Here is an 18,701-nt window from a genome sequence, read left to right as displayed (position 1 = left end):
AATCTTCTAAAGTAAACTATAGTTTAAATTTTTCGAATAAGTTATCGGAATATAAAGTTAATTTCTTGATTTAACTTGATAATAAAAACAATCAAATACCAAACTTGCCTTCTAGACTGACTTTCAGCATAGAAGGTTTTTTGTATTTAAAAAATTTAAATTAAGTCGATTTATAACTAATAAAGTAACTTTTTGATAAGCTTATTTTTACTTACAATTAATATAAATGTCCGTTGTAGAAACAAACAATGGACACTTTTTAATTATTTAAGCGTTTACATGAATGGCAAAATAAAAATATCAGGAGGTATGACCAGTGCATAAAGAAATTAGTCAAGAAATTATTGATTATCTCAAGCTTCACAATAAGTTCATTACTTCTGAGGAACTATCAAATGGTTTAAATGTTTCGAAAAAAACAATTGCTCGCCATATCAATAGTATCAATAAAAAATATTCTCAACCAATAATTATTTCTCAAAGGGGGCGGGGCTATGAGCTAAACTATTCAAATTATCTAAATGTGGCAAATAACAATGTCCATAATGATTCATCAACACAACTAAGACAGGAGAACATGCTGGCAAAATTGCTTTTTGCATCCCCCAATGATGTTAAAATTTATGACTTAGTTAACAGTTTGTATATCAGCGAACCTGTCTTGAGAAATGATGAAAAGCAAATCAGTAAAAGAATAAGTAAGTGGAATTTAAAACTTGAAAGCAAACAAAGATCTGTAAAGATTACTGGCAATGAAAAAGACATCAGAAGTGCTTTGATGGAGGTAGTTCTTCACATTAATAAGTCTACAGACATTGAAACATTGCGAAAAAATACTTCTCAATTAGATCAAAAGGATTTTAATTTTGCTTTGAGCCAGGTCGAAATGGCACTGCGAGTTTTAAATGGCTCTTTACCTTATCCGTATAATATAAATTTCTTTGCACATATTTATGTTCTTTTGATTAGGGCAAAAAAATTTAAGGCAATGGATAAGTCAATTTCTTTAGATACGAGTTTGCAAACAGAAATTAAAATGAACCCTGAAATTTTTAGCATTTGCAAAAGTATTGTATCAAACGTGAAAAAGTATCTGGGCTTTAAAGGAGAAGAATTAGATTCCGAAGTTTATTACTTGTTTAAGTATCTGCTAACTTCTCGTTTTAATTCATTTGATGGTATTGTTCTTGATGATCGCGATTTGGCAGATCAGGTTACCGACTTTTTTATTTCAAAAGTTTCCGCTTATTTGCATTGTAGCTTTTCACCTTCTATAAAAGATGAAATCAGAAATCATGTTTTGGCCATGATCAGCAGGTTAAAAATGAAGATATCTTTACCAAACGCTCTTTTAAAAGACATCAAACTAGAATATCCGCAAGTTTTCACCGCTACCAAAAAAGCTGCAACCCTAGCAAGTCAAAAATTTAATTTACCGGTAATCTCGGATGATGAAACTGGATTTATCTGTTTGTACTTTGCTAAATATTATGAAGAAAATAATAAATCAAATAAGAAGATTAAGGCCTATGTTATTTGCACAACAGGTATTGGGACTTCCGGAATTATTTCCACCAAGATAAAAAATTCAATCCCTGAAATTGAAATTGTTGGGTTAGCTTCAAATTACGATGTTGAAAGTATTATCAAAAATGAGCCTGAAATTGAATTGCTAATTAGTACAGTTCCGATTAATTATCACGGAAAGATCCCTGTCGAATTAGTGAGTGCCTTTTTTACGAAAAAGGATGAGCAGAAAGTCAGAAATGTAGTAAGGAACATCATTAATGAACGAAATTTTGCTTGAAAGCTATGATTTTGATGTAACAGATCAAAAAGCGGCTTTTCAAATTATAGCTGGTATAGTCGCCTCAAAAATGGATGTGAGCAAAGTAACAGTTTTAAAAAGTTTGTCAACGAGAGAAAAAATCGCTAACACGGCTTTGGTAAAGGGAATTGCCATTCCTCACATAATTTTAGAATCCGATTTTACGCCTTGGTTATTGATTCTAAAATCAAAAACTTTGATAGTTGATTGGGATTGTCTTGATGAATCCAAGGTTAATACGCTTATCTGTTTAGTAGTTCCAAAAATAATAAAAAAATCCAACAAAAGCTTTAAAAAAATAATTCAGATCATAGACAAGTTGGCCAACGACAATGTCATTGCAGAAATAAACAAAGCTGAAAGTGCAACTGAAATTGTTCAGATTTTAAAAAGATAGGAGGTCAAAAAATTTGGCTGATAAAGAAATTAATATTGCGAAAGTCATTAATTTAAACTTGATTGACCTTCATTTAAATGGAAAAACTAAAAAAGATGTAATTAAAGAGCTCAGTACTCTTTTGAAAGAGGATGACGATATTACAAATACCCAGGACTTCATTGATGACGTATTTCTACGTGAAGAAGAAGGGGAAACTGGAATTGGTCAAGGGGTGGCAATTCCACACGGCAAATCAAAAGCCGTCAAAAATACTATGATAGCGATTGGTCTAAGTGATCATCCTATACCTTGGGAAACTTTAGATGATAAACCAGTTACAGCCGTAATTTTATTTGCAGTCAGGGATCAAGATGCGGATACGTTGCACCTAAAGCTTTTACAAAGAGTGGCAATTTTACTGTCTGATGATGATTTCATTGATAAGCTACATGCCGCCAAAAATAAGAAAGATGTTATTGATCTTTTGTGTGGAAACAAAGGGAGATGATTAATTATGAAAATAGTTTGTGTTTGTGCTTGCACATCTGGTATTGCCCATACTTATCTAGCAAAGGCAAAGTTGGAAAAAGCAGCCAAAGAATTGGGGGATGAAATTCACATTGAAACTCAAGGAACAATCGGTACAGAAAATGCATTAACTCCTGAGCAAATTGCTGAGGCAGATGTGGCATTGCTGGCTGTTGATATTGCAACTACTGGCAACGAGCGTTTTAAAAATATTCCGACAGTAAAAGTAGGTACTTCTCTTGTTGTAAAGGCTCCCAAACAACTGCTGGAAAAAATTGAAGAAGAAGTGAAAGAAAAAAAGAGTCAAAAGGAGTGATTTAAATGAATACATTTGTCACAGATGCTAAAAAAGCTGGATCAGCTATCAAAAAGCATCTGTTAACTTCCATTTCATACATGTTGCCATTAGTTGTGGCTTCAGGATTATTAATTGCTATAGGTAATCTGATGGGCGGTAAGCAGGTAACGAACCTTGCTCAAATGAACTTTCCTAATAGTATGACCACTTTGGGTGTGTTGGGAATGGGCCTACTACCATCGTTCATCGCTGGTTATATTGGTTATTCAATTGCCGATAGACCCGGTATTGCACCTGGATTTTTAGCAGGTCAAATAGCTTCTTTTTTAGGAGCTGGTTTTCTTGGCGGTATCATTGGTGGATTTATTGCTGGCTATATTGCACTAGGCATTAGAAAAATTAAAGTTCCTCGGTGGGCTAACGGACTGATGCCTATGTTAATAGTACCAACAGTTACTGCAATTTTTACAGCACTGATTATGTTTTTCTTATTAGGTCAACCATTAACAGCTGCCACGACCGCTCTTAATCACTTCATTACTGGCTTAGATCGGTCACAAAGAGCCTTATATGGCTTCTTAATTGGCTGGATTGGTTGTGCTGATTTTGGTGGAGCTATCAGTAAAATTCCAAACCTAATTTGTGATGGCTTATTGCTTGATGGAATCAAAGGGCCTGAAGGAATTAAAGTCCTAGCGGCCATGGTGCCACCATTTGGAATTACTATGTCTTACTTTTTTGCCAAACTATTTCATAAAAATATTTATACCAAAAGAGAAATTGAAAATATTGAAGTAGCCTTTCCGATGGGATGTTGCATGATAACTGAAGGTGTTATTCCTATTGCAATGAATGACTTATTACGGACTTTGCCTTGTACTTGGATTGGCTGTGGCATTACAGGAATGATTAGTTATGGCTGGGGCAATGAGAGCTCAGTTCCTTCTGGCGGAATTTTTGTAATTCCAGCTATGTCTAAGCCGCTGGTTGCTGTAATTGCTTTAGTAGCAGGTTCATTAGTAACAGGAATTTTATTGGCAATTATTAAAAAGCCGTTGACTGATAAAGAGGTAAATGAAACTCAAGATGAAAATCAAGATGAAGAAAAGAATGTTGATCTCTCAGGAGTGAATTTACAATAAAAAAATTAGAGGAAGTGATGCAAAATTAATTTATAAAAAGAAGTTAATAATATTTAAATTTATTATATTTAGTATATGAGGAGAAAAAATGACCTTAGTAAATATGAATCAGCTGCTTGAGGTAGCAAGAAAAAACAATTTTGCAGTAGGAGCATATAATGTTTCAAACTTGGAATTAATGAGAACGTCAATTGAACAATGTGAAGCTGATTATGCACCAGCAATTATTATGATTCACCCAACAGAATTGAGATATTGTAAAGATGATTTTATTAGCTATGTTTTAACACGTATTCGTGACAGTAAAATTCCTGTGGCACTTCATCTTGACCATGGTGATTCAGTGGATAGTGCAGCTAGAGCAATTCATGATGGCTTTAGTTCAGTAATGATTGATATGTCGGCTGAAGATTGGGATACAAATGTTGCTCTAACTAAAGAAACAGTAATAATGGCTCATAGAGTTGGTGTTTCTGTTGAAGGTGAAGTTGGTACTATTGGTCAAACTGGAGTTCATATAGAGGGACATAAAAAAGAGGGTATTTATACCACACCCGAAGAAGCTCAAAAATTTGTCGAAGAAACAGGTGTTGATACTCTAGCGGTAGGAATAGGTACCAGTCACGGTATTTACCCAGCGGATGTTACTCCTAAAATTAGAATTGACATTTTACAAAAGATAGTTCAGGCAGTTCCTGATACACCTCTAGTTTTGCACGGTGGTTCTTCAAATCCAGACGAACAGATTGCTGAAGCGGTAAAGAACGGTATTAGCAAAGTTAATATTTCTTCAGATTATAAACACGCCTTCTTTGAAAAGACTCGTGAAATTCTAGCTGAAAATGACGGTTGGGATCCCAATCATTTGTTGCCAGAAGCAATTGAAGCAGGAAAAAAGGTTATTCATCATAAAAATGACCTATTTAATTCTATTGGCAAAGCCAAATTATATGAGGGTATAGATCCTTGGCGAGCAGATAAAATCTAACTAAAAACTAAATTGTTACATAAAAAGTCTACAACTTTTAAAAGTAGTTGTAGACTTTTTATATACATTTCAACACTCAATATATTGTATTGGTGTACAAATTTAGAGGTAACAGTATAATGTATCTTATAACGGATGAATAATGAAATATTTTTTGAGGTGATATTAAAATTGCGCGAAGAACTGAGATTTTTAAAATGTGTTGATCATGAGGTGCCAATGCAAATTGATATTCCGGATGAAAGTAGTAAATTTCCTGCTGTATTGATGATCCATGGTTTCATGTCTTCCAGGAATAATGATAATCATATGTTAGCAAGAATTAGCAAAAAAATTGTAGAAGCCGGAATCGTTGCTGCAAGAATTGACTTGTGCAGCATGGGAGAGAACCTTTATTCAAGAGAAAATTATGGCATGAAAGTGATGACCGATGAGGTTAAAGCGAGTTTTAAATATTTGCAGTCTTTACCATATGTTGAAGAAAATAACGTTGGACTTTTAGGTCATAGCCTTGGTGGTCGCTTAGTATTTACTTGTTCGACGTTACCAGCAAAAATTATAGTTTCTCTAAATGGCGCTATCAATACTTCTGAGCCTCTTGAAATGGCATATGATAAATTTCAAATGGATAATTTAGGTTACTGCATTGTTCATACCAGTAGCGGTGGTGTTGAACTGGTATACCGCAGGTTCTTTGATGAATTGAAAACAACTTTGAATGACAACATTAAAAATTTTAAAAATCCAATTTTAGTTGAAGTATGTATCAGCGATCCTACTTTGGATCCAAATATCAGTTTAAATTTTATTAAAAACTGTCACATGGATAACGTAGATTCGTTTACAGTTGAAAATGCGAACCATACTTACAATGTTGAAACTGGTGATTTTACCAAACTTAATGAAGTTATTGGTAAGGTCGTGCCTTGGATTAGTTCGCATATAAAATAAAAAACCAGTCTTTTGTATGACTGGTCTGTTAAAAACAATTTTGAGCTAAACTTTAATTATTAAAGTTTAGCTTTTTTAATTATAACTTTGTGAAAGTAGTTGGTTCTTTAAGTGCGCGCTCTGTCCAAAGCAAAACTTGATTTTGATGAATTTCAATTGGTAAAAGCTCATGCTGATACAGTCTTTCTTCCACATACATTTTACCTTTTTCATTAACAATAACAGGATAATCCCACTTGCCAATTGTAACTGTTAAATTACCATCTTTTTCATTTAGAGTGATTAAACCGTAGCCTGGGTTTTCATAATCTCCTAAAAGATTATCTTTAGCCACAACATTTTGGGGTGAATTTCCTTTAAGAATGGCAATGTTTTCTTCACGCGTTGCTAATTTTTGATCAACAATCCGTTTGATTTTGCTGGTCCAATCCGTATCCGAAATACCTAAGGTATCATCTATTGTTTGATATGCCAATGCAAAAATTGCATCTGTTGAATCCATATTTGTGGTCGAAACAAAAGCTAAATCAAGATCTGGAACAAAGCCCATGAAAGAGCAGTAACCAATGTATGAACCACTATGGTAAAAGTATTTGTGTCCGCGGTAATCTTCCATCATCATACCTAAACCATAAGCACCAAAATTAGCACCACCGTAGGCACGGCTTGGAGCCATAATAGATTGAGGCAAAAAGTGTTCAGCTATTGCGTTGTTTTTGTTTTCTTTTTGCAATTTTAACTGGTATTCAGCCCAGGTAAGCAAATCCGAAATAGATGAGAGCATACTGCTGGCACCACCAACTTTACCAGGTGCAATAAAAGGAACTTCTTCTGTAATTCCATTGTCTCTAATATATGGTTTAACTATATCTTCTCTTGGTGCTTCATGATGGTTAATATAAGTTCTAGTTAACTTAAGGGGTTCGAGTAAATGCTGGTGCTCATAGGTACCGTAATCTTCACCAATTACTTGTTCAAAAGCATAGGTGGCTAAAGCAAAGCCCAGGTTGCTGTATTGCATTTTATAACGTAATTCATGGTTAGGCTTTAAATGACCAACGTGTTCAGCTTTTTCTTTTAAAGAAAGGTCATGCTTGTTCATATTAGTAAAACGCATCAGATCGTGAGCTGGTAAGCCACTTTGATGACTAAGGGCGTCCCTCCATGTTAAATGATCTTCAGCATATTTATCTTCTAGCTTAAGCTCAGGCCAAGATTTTTTTAAAGGATCATCTAGATTTATCTTACCTTCATCAGCCAATTGACAAACGGCAGTAGCAAAAAATGTTTTGGAAATTGAAGCTAAAGGATAAAGATTGTCTTGCTCAGCTTGACCATATACATGACTATAGCTTTCACCTTTGTGATAAACACCAATTCCTAAACTGGGTAAATTAAAAGTATTAATAGCTTTTTGAGCTAAATCGGCAATTTTTTGCTTGTTCATATTCACTTTCTAACTCTTTCTATATTTATTTTTTCCATATTAAAATTATACAGAAGCATTTGTTATTTTACACTAAATAAAAATTCTTTTAAATACTCCTTTAAAATATTTGATTATACGATTTGAAATAAATGAAAAACTTATTAATAATATGAGTAAAATATAATGAAATTAGTGATTTTTATGAAAAAAAGAAGTAAGCTTGCTTCTGCTGGCATTTTGAGTCTAGCAACCATAACACTGGCAGCCTGTGCTAAAAGTGCTAACAATAGTGATGACACTAAGACAGTGAAAAAATTTCCTGTTGAAGCTCCTAAAAAGAATGTTAAAGATGGTGGAACTGTGAAAGTTGCAGTTGTTACAGATACACCTTTTTCAGGTATTTTTTCACAAGAACTTTCCTCTGAAGACCTAGACTCAATGGTTGCAGCTCCCGGTCAAGAAACTTTATTCGATAGTGATGATCAATATGGTGTCACTGATAAAGGTCCAGATACACGTAAATTAGATCCTAAAAACAAGACGATCACAATCAATATTAAAAAGGGCGTTAAATGGTCTGACGGTAAGCAAGTAGTAGCCAAAGATTTCGAATATGCGTATGAGATTTTGGCTAACAAAGATACAGCTTGTCCGCGGTATAGCAGTCAGTTTGAAGTCTTAAAGGGCTTAAAAGAATATCACGAAGGCAAAGCTAAAACTATTTCTGGAATTGAAATGCCTGATGGAGAAAATGCCGTAAAGTTGTTTTACACTGCTCAGCTTTAAATCCAAGTATGTCAAATGCAGGAAGTCGTTCGCTTTGGGAAGCAGTTGAACCTTATCATTATTTAAAAGATATTCCTTTTGCTAAATTAAAGTCTTCAGATAGGATCAGGAAGAATCCCTTATTTTTCGGACCGTTTAAGATTGAAAAACTAGTTAGAGGGCAATCTGCAACCTGGGTACCGAACAAATATTACTGGAGAGGGAAACCAAAATTAGATAAAGTTGTTATTTCAGTGGTATCTCCTAATTCTGCTTCTCAAGCAATTAAAAGTCATAAATTTGATATTATTCCTGTAATTAATACCCAGTGGCCACAAGTTAAAAATACCAAAAACGTGAACTTCATTGCCCAAATCCCAATTGCTTATCATTATTTAGGCTTTAAAGTAGGAAAATGGGATGCTGAAAAGAGCAAGAATGTTATGAATCCTAATGCTAAGATGAATAATAAGGCTTTAAGGCAGGCAATAGGTTATGCCATGAATGTTGATGCGGTTAATAAGCGTTATACATATGGTTTAACGTTTAGAGTAAAAACTTTGGTTCCAGAAAAATTTGGTGACTACTTTGATAAAACTGAGAAAGGATATAATTACGACTTAAAAAAGGCAAATCAGATTTTGGATAAAGCGGGTTACAAGAAGAAAGGAAAGTGGCGCGTTCAGCCAAATGGCAAGCCTTTGGTAATTCATTTTGCAGCTATGAGTGGAGATACTACTCAGGAGCCAATAGTTCAAAACTACTTGCAGCAGTGGCATAAAGTTGGACTGAATGTACAATTGTCCACGGGTCGTTTAATTGAACACAATTCTTTCTATGATAAATTACAACATGATAATAAAGGCGTCGACATGTATCTGGCTGGTTGGTCAACACCTACTGAACCTTCGCCACATCCATATTATAGTGAATCAGCACCGTTTAACATGACCAGATTTGTAACTGCAAAAAATAATCAGCTTTTGGATGAGATAAATTCTCAAAAGGCTTTTAATCATGATTATCGGGTTAAAAAATTTCATGAATGGCAAAGATATATGAATGATGAAGCCTATGTTATCCCAGTTGATAATTCCTATCAGATCTTTGCTGTTAATGATAAGATTTCGGGCTATTCGCTTAAGCCGTCAAAACAAAACAATAAACATCCTTTATGGAATGAAGTAGGTTTTACTAAATAGAAAGAAGCTGTAAATTTTAATGAGAACTGGAACAAAAATCATCACTTTAGATAATGGCTATCATTTGTGGACAAGTACCCAAGGTGAAGGTGATATTCATTTATTAGCCCTTCACGGAGGTCCTGGAGGAAATCATGAATATTGGGAAGACACTGCCGATCAATTAGCAAAGCAGGGACTACATGCTCAAGTTACTATGTATGATCAATTAGGTTCGCTCTACTCAGATCAACCGGATTATGATGATCCTGAAATTGCAGCCAAATATTTAACTTATGAATACTTTCTCGACGAAGTTGATGAAGTTCGCGCTAAGCTTGGTCTTGATAATTGCTACTTGATAGGACAAAGCTGGGGCGGCTTGCTCGCGCAAGAATATGCGGTTAAATATGGTCAACACTTAAAAGGTACAATAATTTCTTCTATGGTTGATGATACTGATGACTATATTGAGTCAATTAACCGTCGTAGGCAAGAAATTTTCCCACAAGCGGAAATTGACTTTATGCGTGAATGTGAAGAAAACAACGACTATGACAATAAACGCTATCAAGAGGATATTCAAATATTAAATATTAACTTTCTTGATCGGCGACAGCCATGCAAGTTATATCATATTAAGCGTATCGGTGGTTTGCCTGTGTACCATGCCTTTCAAGGTGATAATGAATTTGTGGTAACTGGTAAATTAAAAGATTGGCATTTTAGAAAGTATTTAAAGCAAATAAAAATGCCGACTCTTTTGACTTTTGGTGAAGAAGATACTATGCCTCTTGAGACCGCAAAGATTATGCAACGTGAGATTCCTAATTCACGCTTAGTTACTACACCGAATGCAGGACATCATCACATGGTTGATAATCCTGATGTTTACTACAAACATGTAGCAGACTTTATACGTGAAGTTGAAGCCGGTACTTTCGTGGGTGATTAAATTATAAAAAATCCTATTAAATAGATTTTGTTGAATTAAAATTTGTTAATAAGCTGCAAGCAGGAGAGGCATATAGTTTTATTATTTATTAGCAAAATTATTTAACTTGAATTTTAAAGAACTATATTTAGAAATTTTAATTATATAAAGAAGATTGTGGATCGTTTGATAAACGGTCTTTTAATTTTGCAGTAAAGGTATATTTACATCTGGTAATTTCACTTTCAGTTTGTCTAATGTAAAAGGTTTTTGTAGCGAAATTTGATACGCAGTTAAATGTAAAAACTGTTCATTTTTAAAGTTGGGGTTATACAGTGGATCTCCCACAATTGGGCAGTCAATCGCAGCCAAATGAACCCGAATTTGGTGTGTTCTTCCTGTTTCTAATTCTAATTTAACTAAAGCAGTATTGTTGTCTAAATACTTTAAAATCTGATAATGTGTGATTGACTTTAGACCATTGCTTATTATCTTGCGTTTGCGCTGATCAAGTGGATCATGACCGATTGCTAAATCGATTGTTCCTCTGTTAGCTATCGGTTCATTAACATTAATCACAGCTAAATATTCTCGGTGAAAAAGTTTACTGGTTAATTCGCGATTCAAAATAGGAACAACAGCTGGGTTTTTGGCAACCAGTAGCAGACCACTGGTTAACATGTCTAACCGATGTACAATAAAAGGGGAAAATCCTAAATAGGTGGCACAATCATTCAAAGCTGTATTAGTTTCATTTGAATTAGGATGCGTCTTTTGTCCTGCAGGTTTATTTATAATTAAGAGATTGTCATCTTCGTAAATCACTTCTGGATTTTTACCACTTGCTGGATAAGTATGTTGCTTACTTTCAACGTGATTGAGCCAGAGTTCAACTTTATCCTTTGGCTTTACTTTTTGATTAAAATGATAGTATCTGCCATTAATCAGTACTTTTCGTTCAACGCGTAAAAAATGACGCCATTTTCTCGGAATGAGTAATAGACGTAATAAATTATTTACAGAACACGGATTGAGATTTTGGGGAAAGGTAAAGGTAAAATAATAGCTCATAAATATTTGTTAAATCTTTTTGAAAATAAAGGTAATTTCCTTTAATATGATACAATTTTAGTTGTTTCTAAAGGAGCAGATAAAATGGAAAACAATGAACCAAAGAAAAACGGGATAGGTGGCCTATGGCACCGTTTTGATAACCGTTTTTTTATCGGTCGCTGGATCATTTTGATTTTGCTTACCGTGATGTTATTGGTTTGTACTTATTATACCGTTAAAGTTAAAACTTCAAATATTTCAAATTTAAAGGCATCATTATCAGCTACAACTGGTATTTACGATTATAGAAGCCAAAAATCTGGTTCACTATACTCACAAAAAGGTACGTATGTTGGTTATAACAAAATTTCACCTAATGTAAAAAATGCCGTTATTTCTACGGAAGATCGTACTTTCTGGACGAACCCGGGCTTTAGCATCAAAGGCATGGGCAGAGCCGCTTTAGGTTTGATTCTTAATCGTGGTCAGATATCTGGTGGTGGTTCGACTATTACGCAACAATTAGCTAAAAATGCTTTATTAACGCAAAAACAAACATTCTCTCGTAAAGTTGAGGAACTTTTTTTTGCTGTCGAGATAAATCATGTTTATTCCAAAAAAGACATATTAACTATGTACCTTAATAAAGCATATTTTGGCAATGGTGTATGGGGAGTTGAAGATGCCAGTCAAAAATATTTTGGCAAAAATGCCAGTCAGTTGACAATCGGAGAAGGAGCAACATTAGCCGGTATTTTACGTAATCCAAGTAAATATAACCCAATTGATCATATGTCCTACGCTTTGTCTCGGAGGAACCTGATTTTAAATCTAATGGTTGATAATAAAAAATTATCAAGTTCCAGAGCGAAAAGTGAACAAAAAATTGGTTTAACTTTACACGATACTTATCATAATAAAGATGGCTATCGTTACCCTTATTTCTTTGATGCAGTGGTGGACGAGGCAATTAACCGCTATGGGCTAAAAGAAGAAGATGTAATGAATAAAGGGTTAAAAATATATACAACCCTTAATCAAAATTATCAAAGTCAGCTGCAACAAAAATTTGACCAAGGCTATCTGTTCCCACAAAACGCGACTGATGGTACGAAACCTCAGGGTGCAACAGTGGTAATGGATCCCACAACTGGTGCAGTTAGAGCTGTAGTCGGTGGCCGAGGCAAACATGTTTTCCGTGGTTATAACCGTGCTACTCAAATGAAGAGACAGCCGGGCTCTTCGATTAAACCGCTAGTTTCTTATGCTCCAGCGCTGCAACAAGGTTATCACTATGATTCACAGCTTTCTAACAAACTGCAGCGTTTTGGTAAGAATGGTTATCAGCCGCATAACGTTGACAACGGTTATTCTGATAAAATCCCAATGTATTCTGCCTTGGCGCAAAGTAAAAATGTTCCCGCGGTTTGGTTATTAGATCGAATTGGGGTATCTAAAGGAGTTCAATCTGCTAATAATTTTGGTATCAAGGTGCCCAAAGAAGACCAAAATCTTGCTTTAGCTTTAGGTGGACTGTCAACAGGTGTTTCGCCTATTCAAATGGCGCGAGCATATTCGGCTTTTGCCAATAAAGGTAATTTGCCTAATAATTCTTATTTCATCACTAAGATCACTGATGCTAGTGGGAATGTAATTGCTGAAAATCATGATACTGGCACACACCGCATTATTTCGGAAAATACTGCTAAAGAAATGACTACCATGCTATTAGGAGTGTTTGCAGGAGGAACTGGAACATCCGCTCAACCAGCCGGCTATCGAGTTGCAGGTAAAACTGGGTCAACGGAAGTACCAAACTCTTATGGCTTTGGTACTAAAGACCAGTGGATTGTTGGCTATACACCGGACGTTGTGGTAGCTACTTGGGTTGGCTTTGACCGTACTAATCAGCAGCACTTCATGCATGGCGTTTCGGAAACTGGTATTACCAGGCTATATAAGGCTGAAATAGAAAGTATTTTGCCATATACAGCTCAAAATCAATTTAAAGAACAGGCTCCAAAGCAAATTATTCAAAATAACGGTGCAGGTTCTGATTGGACAAAGGGCTTTGGTGATAAAATCGAAAAAGGCATAGGTTCAGCAGGAGAAAAAATTAATGAATGGTATAATGACATTAAAGGACTTTTCGGTCATTAATTAGGAGGAAAAAGATGATTAATATTTATGATTCAGCAAATCAAGTAGCAACTGATCTGCAAAAGCTTGACGAATTTAAGGCTTTAAGTGATGCTATTGCTGCGGTTAAAAACAATGAAGAAAGTACAGCTTTGTTCAAACAGATGGATAAGATGCAGGCAAAGATTATTAATTCACAGTCTGAAGGAAGAGATTTTCCTAAGGACTTAGAAGAGGATTATAAAAAATTAAATGAAAAGGTGCAAAAAGATGCCCAAATATTAAAGCTCTTGCAGGCTGAACAAAGTATGTATAAAACTATTGATGATGTTCAAAAAGCAATTGCTAAGCCAATTAATGACCTTTATGACGGTCTTAGGAATAAATAATAATGAAATTTATCCATTTTGCTGACGCACATTTAGATAGTCCATTTTTGGGGCTATCTTTTTTACCATCTGAGAGTTTTAAGCAGATTCAAAATGCTCCAATGCAATCTTTAACTAAAATTGTTGATCTGGCTCTGAAAGAAAAGGTAGATTTAGTATTAATTGCTGGGGATACTTTTGATAGTTTCAAGCCAACTCCCAGTGCACAAATTTTTTTTGCCCATGAAATTGAGCGACTAGTCAATGCGCAGATTCAGGTAATTATGATTTTTGGTAATCATGATCATATGGCAAAAGAAGACTTGCTGGTCGCTGAAAGTCCCTATTTCAAATTATTGGGTAATGGTGAAAAAGTAGAAACTGTCTCTTATAAAACAAAAAACGGTTTTGAGTATGACGTGACCGGTTTTTCATATTTAGCCAATCATATTAATGAAGACATGGCAGCGAAGTTTCCTGCTAAAAGCAATCGTTATACCTTTGGCATTATGCACGCACAGGAAAGAGCAGGTGCAAGTGCACAAAATGTTTATGCGCCTTTTAGTTTGAGTGAATTACAAAATCTCAATTATAATTATTTTGCATTGGGTCATATTCATTTAAGACAGGTCTTGTCCGAGACCCCATTAATCGTATACCCAGGAAACATTCAAGGGCGTCACATTAATGAAACCGGTCCCAAAGGTTGCTATTTAGGAACTATTGACGAGCAAACAAAACAAACTAAGATTCATTTTGTGCAGACTAGTTCTATTACATGGAGTAAAAAAGAAATTGAATTAACAAAGCCAATGACAAAAACAGAATTGGAAAATATGGTTATTAATTGTTTGTCCGCAATATCAACTACTTATTTTTGTCTGCAAATTAAGGGTGCTGATTTTTTGAATGAAAAAGAAAAAGAGTTGGTTCAAGACAGTGATTTTTGGCAAATGATTTCCAGAAAACTTACTCACGATTCACAATTGGTAGATGTGAGGTTTATTAATGGGGATAATTTAGAAATCGCTTCTAATGATCAAAAATACTTTAAACAGGCTGAAAAAGAAGTTTTTAGTCCTGATCAATTTGCTCAAATCAGTAAAAGCTGGGCTTTAAAAACTGATTATACTGATAGTTTGGCCCAAGATCCTGAATTTGCTCAGGAAGTAAAGCAACTCGCGGAAGTCAAGTTGAATAGTAAATTGAAAGGAGTTAATGGTGAAATTAATTAAACTTCAAATAGTTAATTTTGGTCAATTTTCAAACTTTACTTTTGATTTATCAAATTCAAACATTGATGTTTTTTACGGAGCTAATGAAGCAGGAAAGAGTACCATCGTTGCCTTTATTAAACAGATTTTATTTGGCTTTCACCTTGCTAACCAAAGTTCAGATTTTTTTGAGGACTACACTCCTTTGGCACAAGTTAGTCCAATGGGCGGGTCTTTATTTTTTGAAAATGAAAATGGTCAGCATTATCAACTGGAAAGACTTTATGCAAAGGGTAAAGGGTCAAAAACTGGTACTTTGACTGTTAAATGTGATAATCAAGTAGTACCGGAAAGTGTTTTTTTTGATCAAATTAAAAATATTGATGGTAAATTTTATACTGACAGTTTTATTTTTAATCAGGATATGCTGGCAAAAGTTGATCAGATTAAGCAGAAAGACTTAATGGAACGTATCTATTATTTGGGTGCGGCTAATAGCGACAGCCTAATAACTTTACGTGATGATTTTGCTAAAAGTGCTGATGGTTTATTTAAAAAGACGGGCAGAAAGCCGCCTATTAATCAATTGCTGTTAGAAGTTAAAGATGAAGAAAGTAAAGTCAGTAACTCTGAAAATGAATTTTCCCTTTATCAAGAACTCAATGACAATTTTAAGAAGCAAAAAGGTTTGCAACATCAAGAAGAGCAAAAAGAACTTGAATTACAAAAAGAGTATGACAAGTTAGAAAAGTTGCAAAAACTTGTTCCCAGCTACGAAAAATTACAAGATTTACAAAATCAAGTTAAAACGATCAACTTTGATTCAGAGCAGTTTCAATCTGCACAAACTTTAACAATGCAGGCAGAATCTTTGCAAAAAAAACAACAAAAAATCACAGCAAAGTTAAATGAATATTCTGATGATCCGGAAGAAAATACAGCAGTTTCAAAGCTTATTCAAAAAAAGCCGGAAATATTGCAATGGCAATCTGAGTATCATAACTGTTTACAAAAAGATGAACAAATAAAAGATGAGCAAAATCAACTTATTGCACTTGATTCAAATTTAAATAAAATTGTGAAAATGAATCAAGAGCAAATAATTAAGTTGCAAGAAGATTATCAAAAGCTGCCCCAAAAGGAATTGAAGATTGAGCAGAGTAAGAGTGATAATTCTAAACAGTGTCTTCTTTTTGGTGGCATTATTTTTATAGTCGGTTTAATTTTATTGTTTATTGCACGAGCTTTTGGCTTTTTAGCTGTTGGTATTGGATTAATTCTTGTATTATTTGGTTCTTACCAGCAAAAGCAAACGCAAAATGCAGTAGAAACTGCAACAGAGCAAAATGAAAAAATAAGGCAACAAAGACAGTCTTTTGAAAGACGCTATGGTATTAATCCAATTAATATAGATATAAATAATTTAATTAATGAATGGAGACAATATCAAGTATTAATTCAAAACTTAAAAAGAAATAATCAGCGAAAAAATGAGTTAATAGGATTAGTAACACCGATAGCAGTCGAATTAGGTGATGAACTGAAGCAAACTGTAAGTACTTTTGAAGATGTATTGAATGCACTAGACCAACTAACTGAGAAAATAAATTTAGAGAAATTACGCCGTGAAAAGCAAACTAGCTTAGAAAACAGTTTGGCTGAAAATAAAGATGAACTAACTGAAAATGAAACTAAGCTAAAAATGATTCTGGCAAAGGCTCAAGTTACTAGTTTAAGTGAGTATGAGCAAATACAAAAACAAAAGCTAAAACAAGATGAAATACAAAATCAGATCGATGCTCTTAAGACAAATTTGCAAAATGATTTGCGTGAGTTAAAAAGTTATGCCAAAAATAAAACAGGAAATCAAACTGAACTCGCAAATTTAAGGTCAAAAATTTCTTCAGTTCATGAAAATATTAATCACTTACAGGGAAAAGCAGCTGAAATAAAAGTCAAGATGGAAAACTTGGCAAACTCAACGGCTGTTTTCGAGGAAAAGCAAAAACTGGCCAACTTAAAGGCAAAATTGAAAAACTTGAGTGTTGAATATTTGGCTGATCTTTTTACCTCAAAATGGCTCAGTCGTGCTCTTGATCTAGCTTCGAATGAACGATTTCCCAAAATGCTGGTTACTGCTAAAGAATATTTGCGACTATTAACGGATAACCGGTATAATAATATTGAAATTAGTAAAAAAATAACGGTTACTCGTTTTGATGGTAAAAAAATAGAAGTGCAATACCTTTCACGAGGAACTTCTGAACAATTATACTTTGCGTTAAAACTGGCTTTTGTTCAACAAATACGAGATGAAATAAATTTACCTATATTAATAGACGACTCCTTTGTTAATTTTGATGATCACAGAGTTGATGAAATTGAAAAGCTGCTTCAAGCAATTGCTAGAAACAATCAGGTATTAATTTTTACTGCGCAAACAAGTCTTGTTGATAAATTGCGAATACAACCGCTAACTTTTAAGAGAGGAACTAAAAATGTATAAACGTTTGCTGGATTATAATGATGGCGAAGAACTAGAGTTGGTTGTGCTAATTAAGAATTCTCAATTGCGACATACAAAAAAAGGCAAACTTTATCTAGCAATGTCATTTAGTGACTCTTCTGGTGAAATTCGTGGCAACTTCTGGGATGCTAATGATCAAGATGCTGCAACATTTAATGCAGGGACTATTGTTGAGCTTGACGGCAAGCGCGAAGAATATCAGGGTCAGCCACAAATAAAGATTTATAGCTTACGTGTTGTGGGCCCAGAAGAAGGGTATGATCTTAGGCAATTTATCAAGTCAGCTCCCGAAAAAATTGTTGATATGAAAGAAGAAATAAACCAGTATGTTTTTGAAATACTGAATCCTACTTGGAACAGGATCGTACGATTCTTATTAAAAAAATGGGATAAACGTTTTTTTGAATTTCCTGCTGGTAAGAGTAACCACCATGCAGTGCGTGGTGGATTAGCCTACCATACTGTATCGATGCTGCGTGATGCAAAAGGTTTAGCTGATAATTATTCGCAAATTAACCGTTCTTTGTTATATGCCGGCTGTATTCTCCATGATATGGGCAAAGTACTCGAATTAACCGGTCCGGCTGCGACTCAATATACAACTGAAGGTAACCTGATTGGACATTTGGTTTTAATTGATGAACAAATCATGCTCGCGGCTCAACAGCTTAAAATTGATTTAGAATCTGAAGACTTGTTGCTCCTACGGCATATGGTTTTATCTCATCATGGTAAATTTGAATATGGCTCACCTAAGTTACCTGCTTTACTTGAAGCCGAGTTATTGCACCGCATAGATGATTTGGACGCATCTGTTTATGCTATCACCAATGCCTTACAGCACACTCGTCCTGGTAACTTTACCGATAATATAATGAGTCAAGGCGGCCGTAAATTTTATAGACCCAAAACAGATGAATCACTAGGAAAGGCTCATAAATTAGAGTAAAAAAAGAGTTCAAGCATGCTTGAACTCT

General features: G+C 34.5%; 15 protein-coding genes and 1 pseudogene. 14 read left to right on the top strand and 2 right to left on the bottom strand.

The genetic code is table 11. The features are described 5' to 3' along the window. The first annotated feature begins 316 nt into the window (after positions 1-316). The 7 genes from ERK18_RS07980 to ERK18_RS07950 all read left to right on the top strand — a co-directional run bounded on the left by ERK18_RS07980 (position 317) and on the right by ERK18_RS07950 (position 6,114). Positions 317-1,807 (top strand): BglG family transcription antiterminator, encoded by a 1,491-nt coding sequence (locus ERK18_RS07980; RefSeq protein WP_187155019.1) that lies wholly within the window; start codon positions 317-319, stop codon positions 1,805-1,807. Beyond that, on the top strand, positions 1,788-2,225 hold the full coding sequence (locus ERK18_RS07975) for a PTS sugar transporter subunit IIA (protein ID WP_187155018.1): 438 nt from the start codon (positions 1,788-1,790) through the stop codon (positions 2,223-2,225). The genes ERK18_RS07980 and ERK18_RS07975 overlap by 20 nt, the downstream gene beginning before the upstream one ends. A gap of 13 nt (positions 2,226-2,238) precedes the next feature. Then, on the top strand, positions 2,239-2,715 hold the full coding sequence (locus ERK18_RS07970) for a PTS sugar transporter subunit IIA (protein ID WP_187155017.1): 477 nt from the start codon (positions 2,239-2,241) through the stop codon (positions 2,713-2,715). A 6-nt stretch (positions 2,716-2,721) separates the two neighbouring features. Then, positions 2,722-3,051, top strand: coding sequence for a PTS fructose transporter subunit IIB (locus ERK18_RS07965; RefSeq protein WP_046332352.1), 330 nt, complete (start codon positions 2,722-2,724; stop codon positions 3,049-3,051). A gap of 5 nt (positions 3,052-3,056) precedes the next feature. Continuing rightward, complete coding sequence (locus ERK18_RS07960; RefSeq protein WP_187155016.1) at positions 3,057-4,175, top strand: PTS fructose transporter subunit IIC; 1,119 nt, start codon at positions 3,057-3,059, stop codon at positions 4,173-4,175. An 88-nt stretch (positions 4,176-4,263) separates the two neighbouring features. After that, positions 4,264-5,163 (top strand): ketose-bisphosphate aldolase, encoded by a 900-nt coding sequence (locus ERK18_RS07955; protein ID WP_187155015.1) that lies wholly within the window; start codon positions 4,264-4,266, stop codon positions 5,161-5,163. 171 nt (positions 5,164-5,334) lie between these two features. Next, positions 5,335-6,114, top strand: a complete 780-nt coding sequence (locus tag ERK18_RS07950; RefSeq protein WP_187155014.1) for an alpha/beta hydrolase — start codon at positions 5,335-5,337, stop codon at positions 6,112-6,114. A 79-nt stretch (positions 6,115-6,193) separates the two neighbouring features. Here ERK18_RS07950 and ERK18_RS07945 read toward each other — a convergent pair whose 3' ends face one another. Continuing rightward, on the bottom strand, positions 6,194-7,561 hold the full coding sequence (locus ERK18_RS07945) for a serine hydrolase domain-containing protein (protein WP_187155013.1): 1,368 nt from the start codon (positions 7,559-7,561) through the stop codon (positions 6,194-6,196). A 183-nt stretch (positions 7,562-7,744) separates the two neighbouring features. On the opposite strand from ERK18_RS07945, the pseudogene ERK18_RS07940 reads away from it, so the two are divergent. Together ERK18_RS07940 and ERK18_RS07935 are read left to right on the top strand one after the other, a co-directional pair. Further along, positions 7,745-9,510: pseudogene (locus ERK18_RS07940) on the top strand (oligopeptide ABC transporter substrate-binding protein). Between the two features lie 19 nt (positions 9,511-9,529). Then, positions 9,530-10,444, top strand: coding sequence for a proline-specific peptidase family protein (locus ERK18_RS07935; RefSeq protein WP_187155012.1), 915 nt, complete (start codon positions 9,530-9,532; stop codon positions 10,442-10,444). A 180-nt stretch (positions 10,445-10,624) separates the two neighbouring features. On the opposite strand, the gene ERK18_RS07930 is transcribed toward ERK18_RS07935, so the two are convergent. Beyond that, positions 10,625-11,494 carry an RluA family pseudouridine synthase gene (locus ERK18_RS07930; protein WP_187155011.1) on the bottom strand — a complete coding sequence of 290 codons (870 nt, stop codon included), beginning with the start codon at positions 11,492-11,494 and terminating at the stop codon, positions 10,625-10,627. Positions 11,495-11,578: 84 nt separating this feature from the next. On the opposite strand from ERK18_RS07930, the gene ERK18_RS07925 reads away from it, so the two are divergent. Genes ERK18_RS07925 through ERK18_RS07905 form a run of 5 tightly spaced genes read left to right on the top strand, consistent with a single transcriptional unit; the run spans position 11,579 to position 18,673 of the window. Continuing rightward, complete coding sequence (locus tag ERK18_RS07925; protein ID WP_187155010.1) at positions 11,579-13,636, top strand: PBP1A family penicillin-binding protein; 2,058 nt, start codon at positions 11,579-11,581, stop codon at positions 13,634-13,636. A 14-nt stretch (positions 13,637-13,650) separates the two neighbouring features. Beyond that, the gene (locus ERK18_RS07920) at positions 13,651-14,004 is read left to right on the top strand and encodes a YlbF family regulator (RefSeq protein WP_187155009.1); all 354 of its coding nucleotides are present in this window, start codon (positions 13,651-13,653) and stop codon (positions 14,002-14,004) included. Between the two features lie 2 nt (positions 14,005-14,006). Next, the gene (locus ERK18_RS07915) at positions 14,007-15,218 is read left to right on the top strand and encodes a metallophosphoesterase family protein (RefSeq protein ID WP_187155008.1); all 1,212 of its coding nucleotides are present in this window, start codon (positions 14,007-14,009) and stop codon (positions 15,216-15,218) included. Beyond that, positions 15,205-17,703: an ATP-binding protein gene (locus tag ERK18_RS07910; protein ID WP_187155007.1), complete on the top strand. Its 2,499-nt coding sequence runs from the start codon at positions 15,205-15,207 to the stop codon at positions 17,701-17,703. Before ERK18_RS07915 ends, ERK18_RS07910 begins: the two co-directional genes overlap by 14 nt. Next, positions 17,696-18,673, top strand: a complete 978-nt coding sequence (locus ERK18_RS07905; RefSeq protein WP_187155006.1) for a 3'-5' exoribonuclease YhaM family protein — start codon at positions 17,696-17,698, stop codon at positions 18,671-18,673. The genes ERK18_RS07910 and ERK18_RS07905 overlap by 8 nt, the downstream gene beginning before the upstream one ends. Positions 18,674-18,701: the final 28 nt, after the last annotated feature.

It is taken from the genome of Lactobacillus kimbladii (assembly GCF_014323605.1).
Classification (GTDB): Bacteria; Bacillota; Bacilli; order Lactobacillales; family Lactobacillaceae; genus Lactobacillus; species Lactobacillus kimbladii_B.
This window is presented reverse-complemented; position numbering and strand designations above follow the sequence as displayed.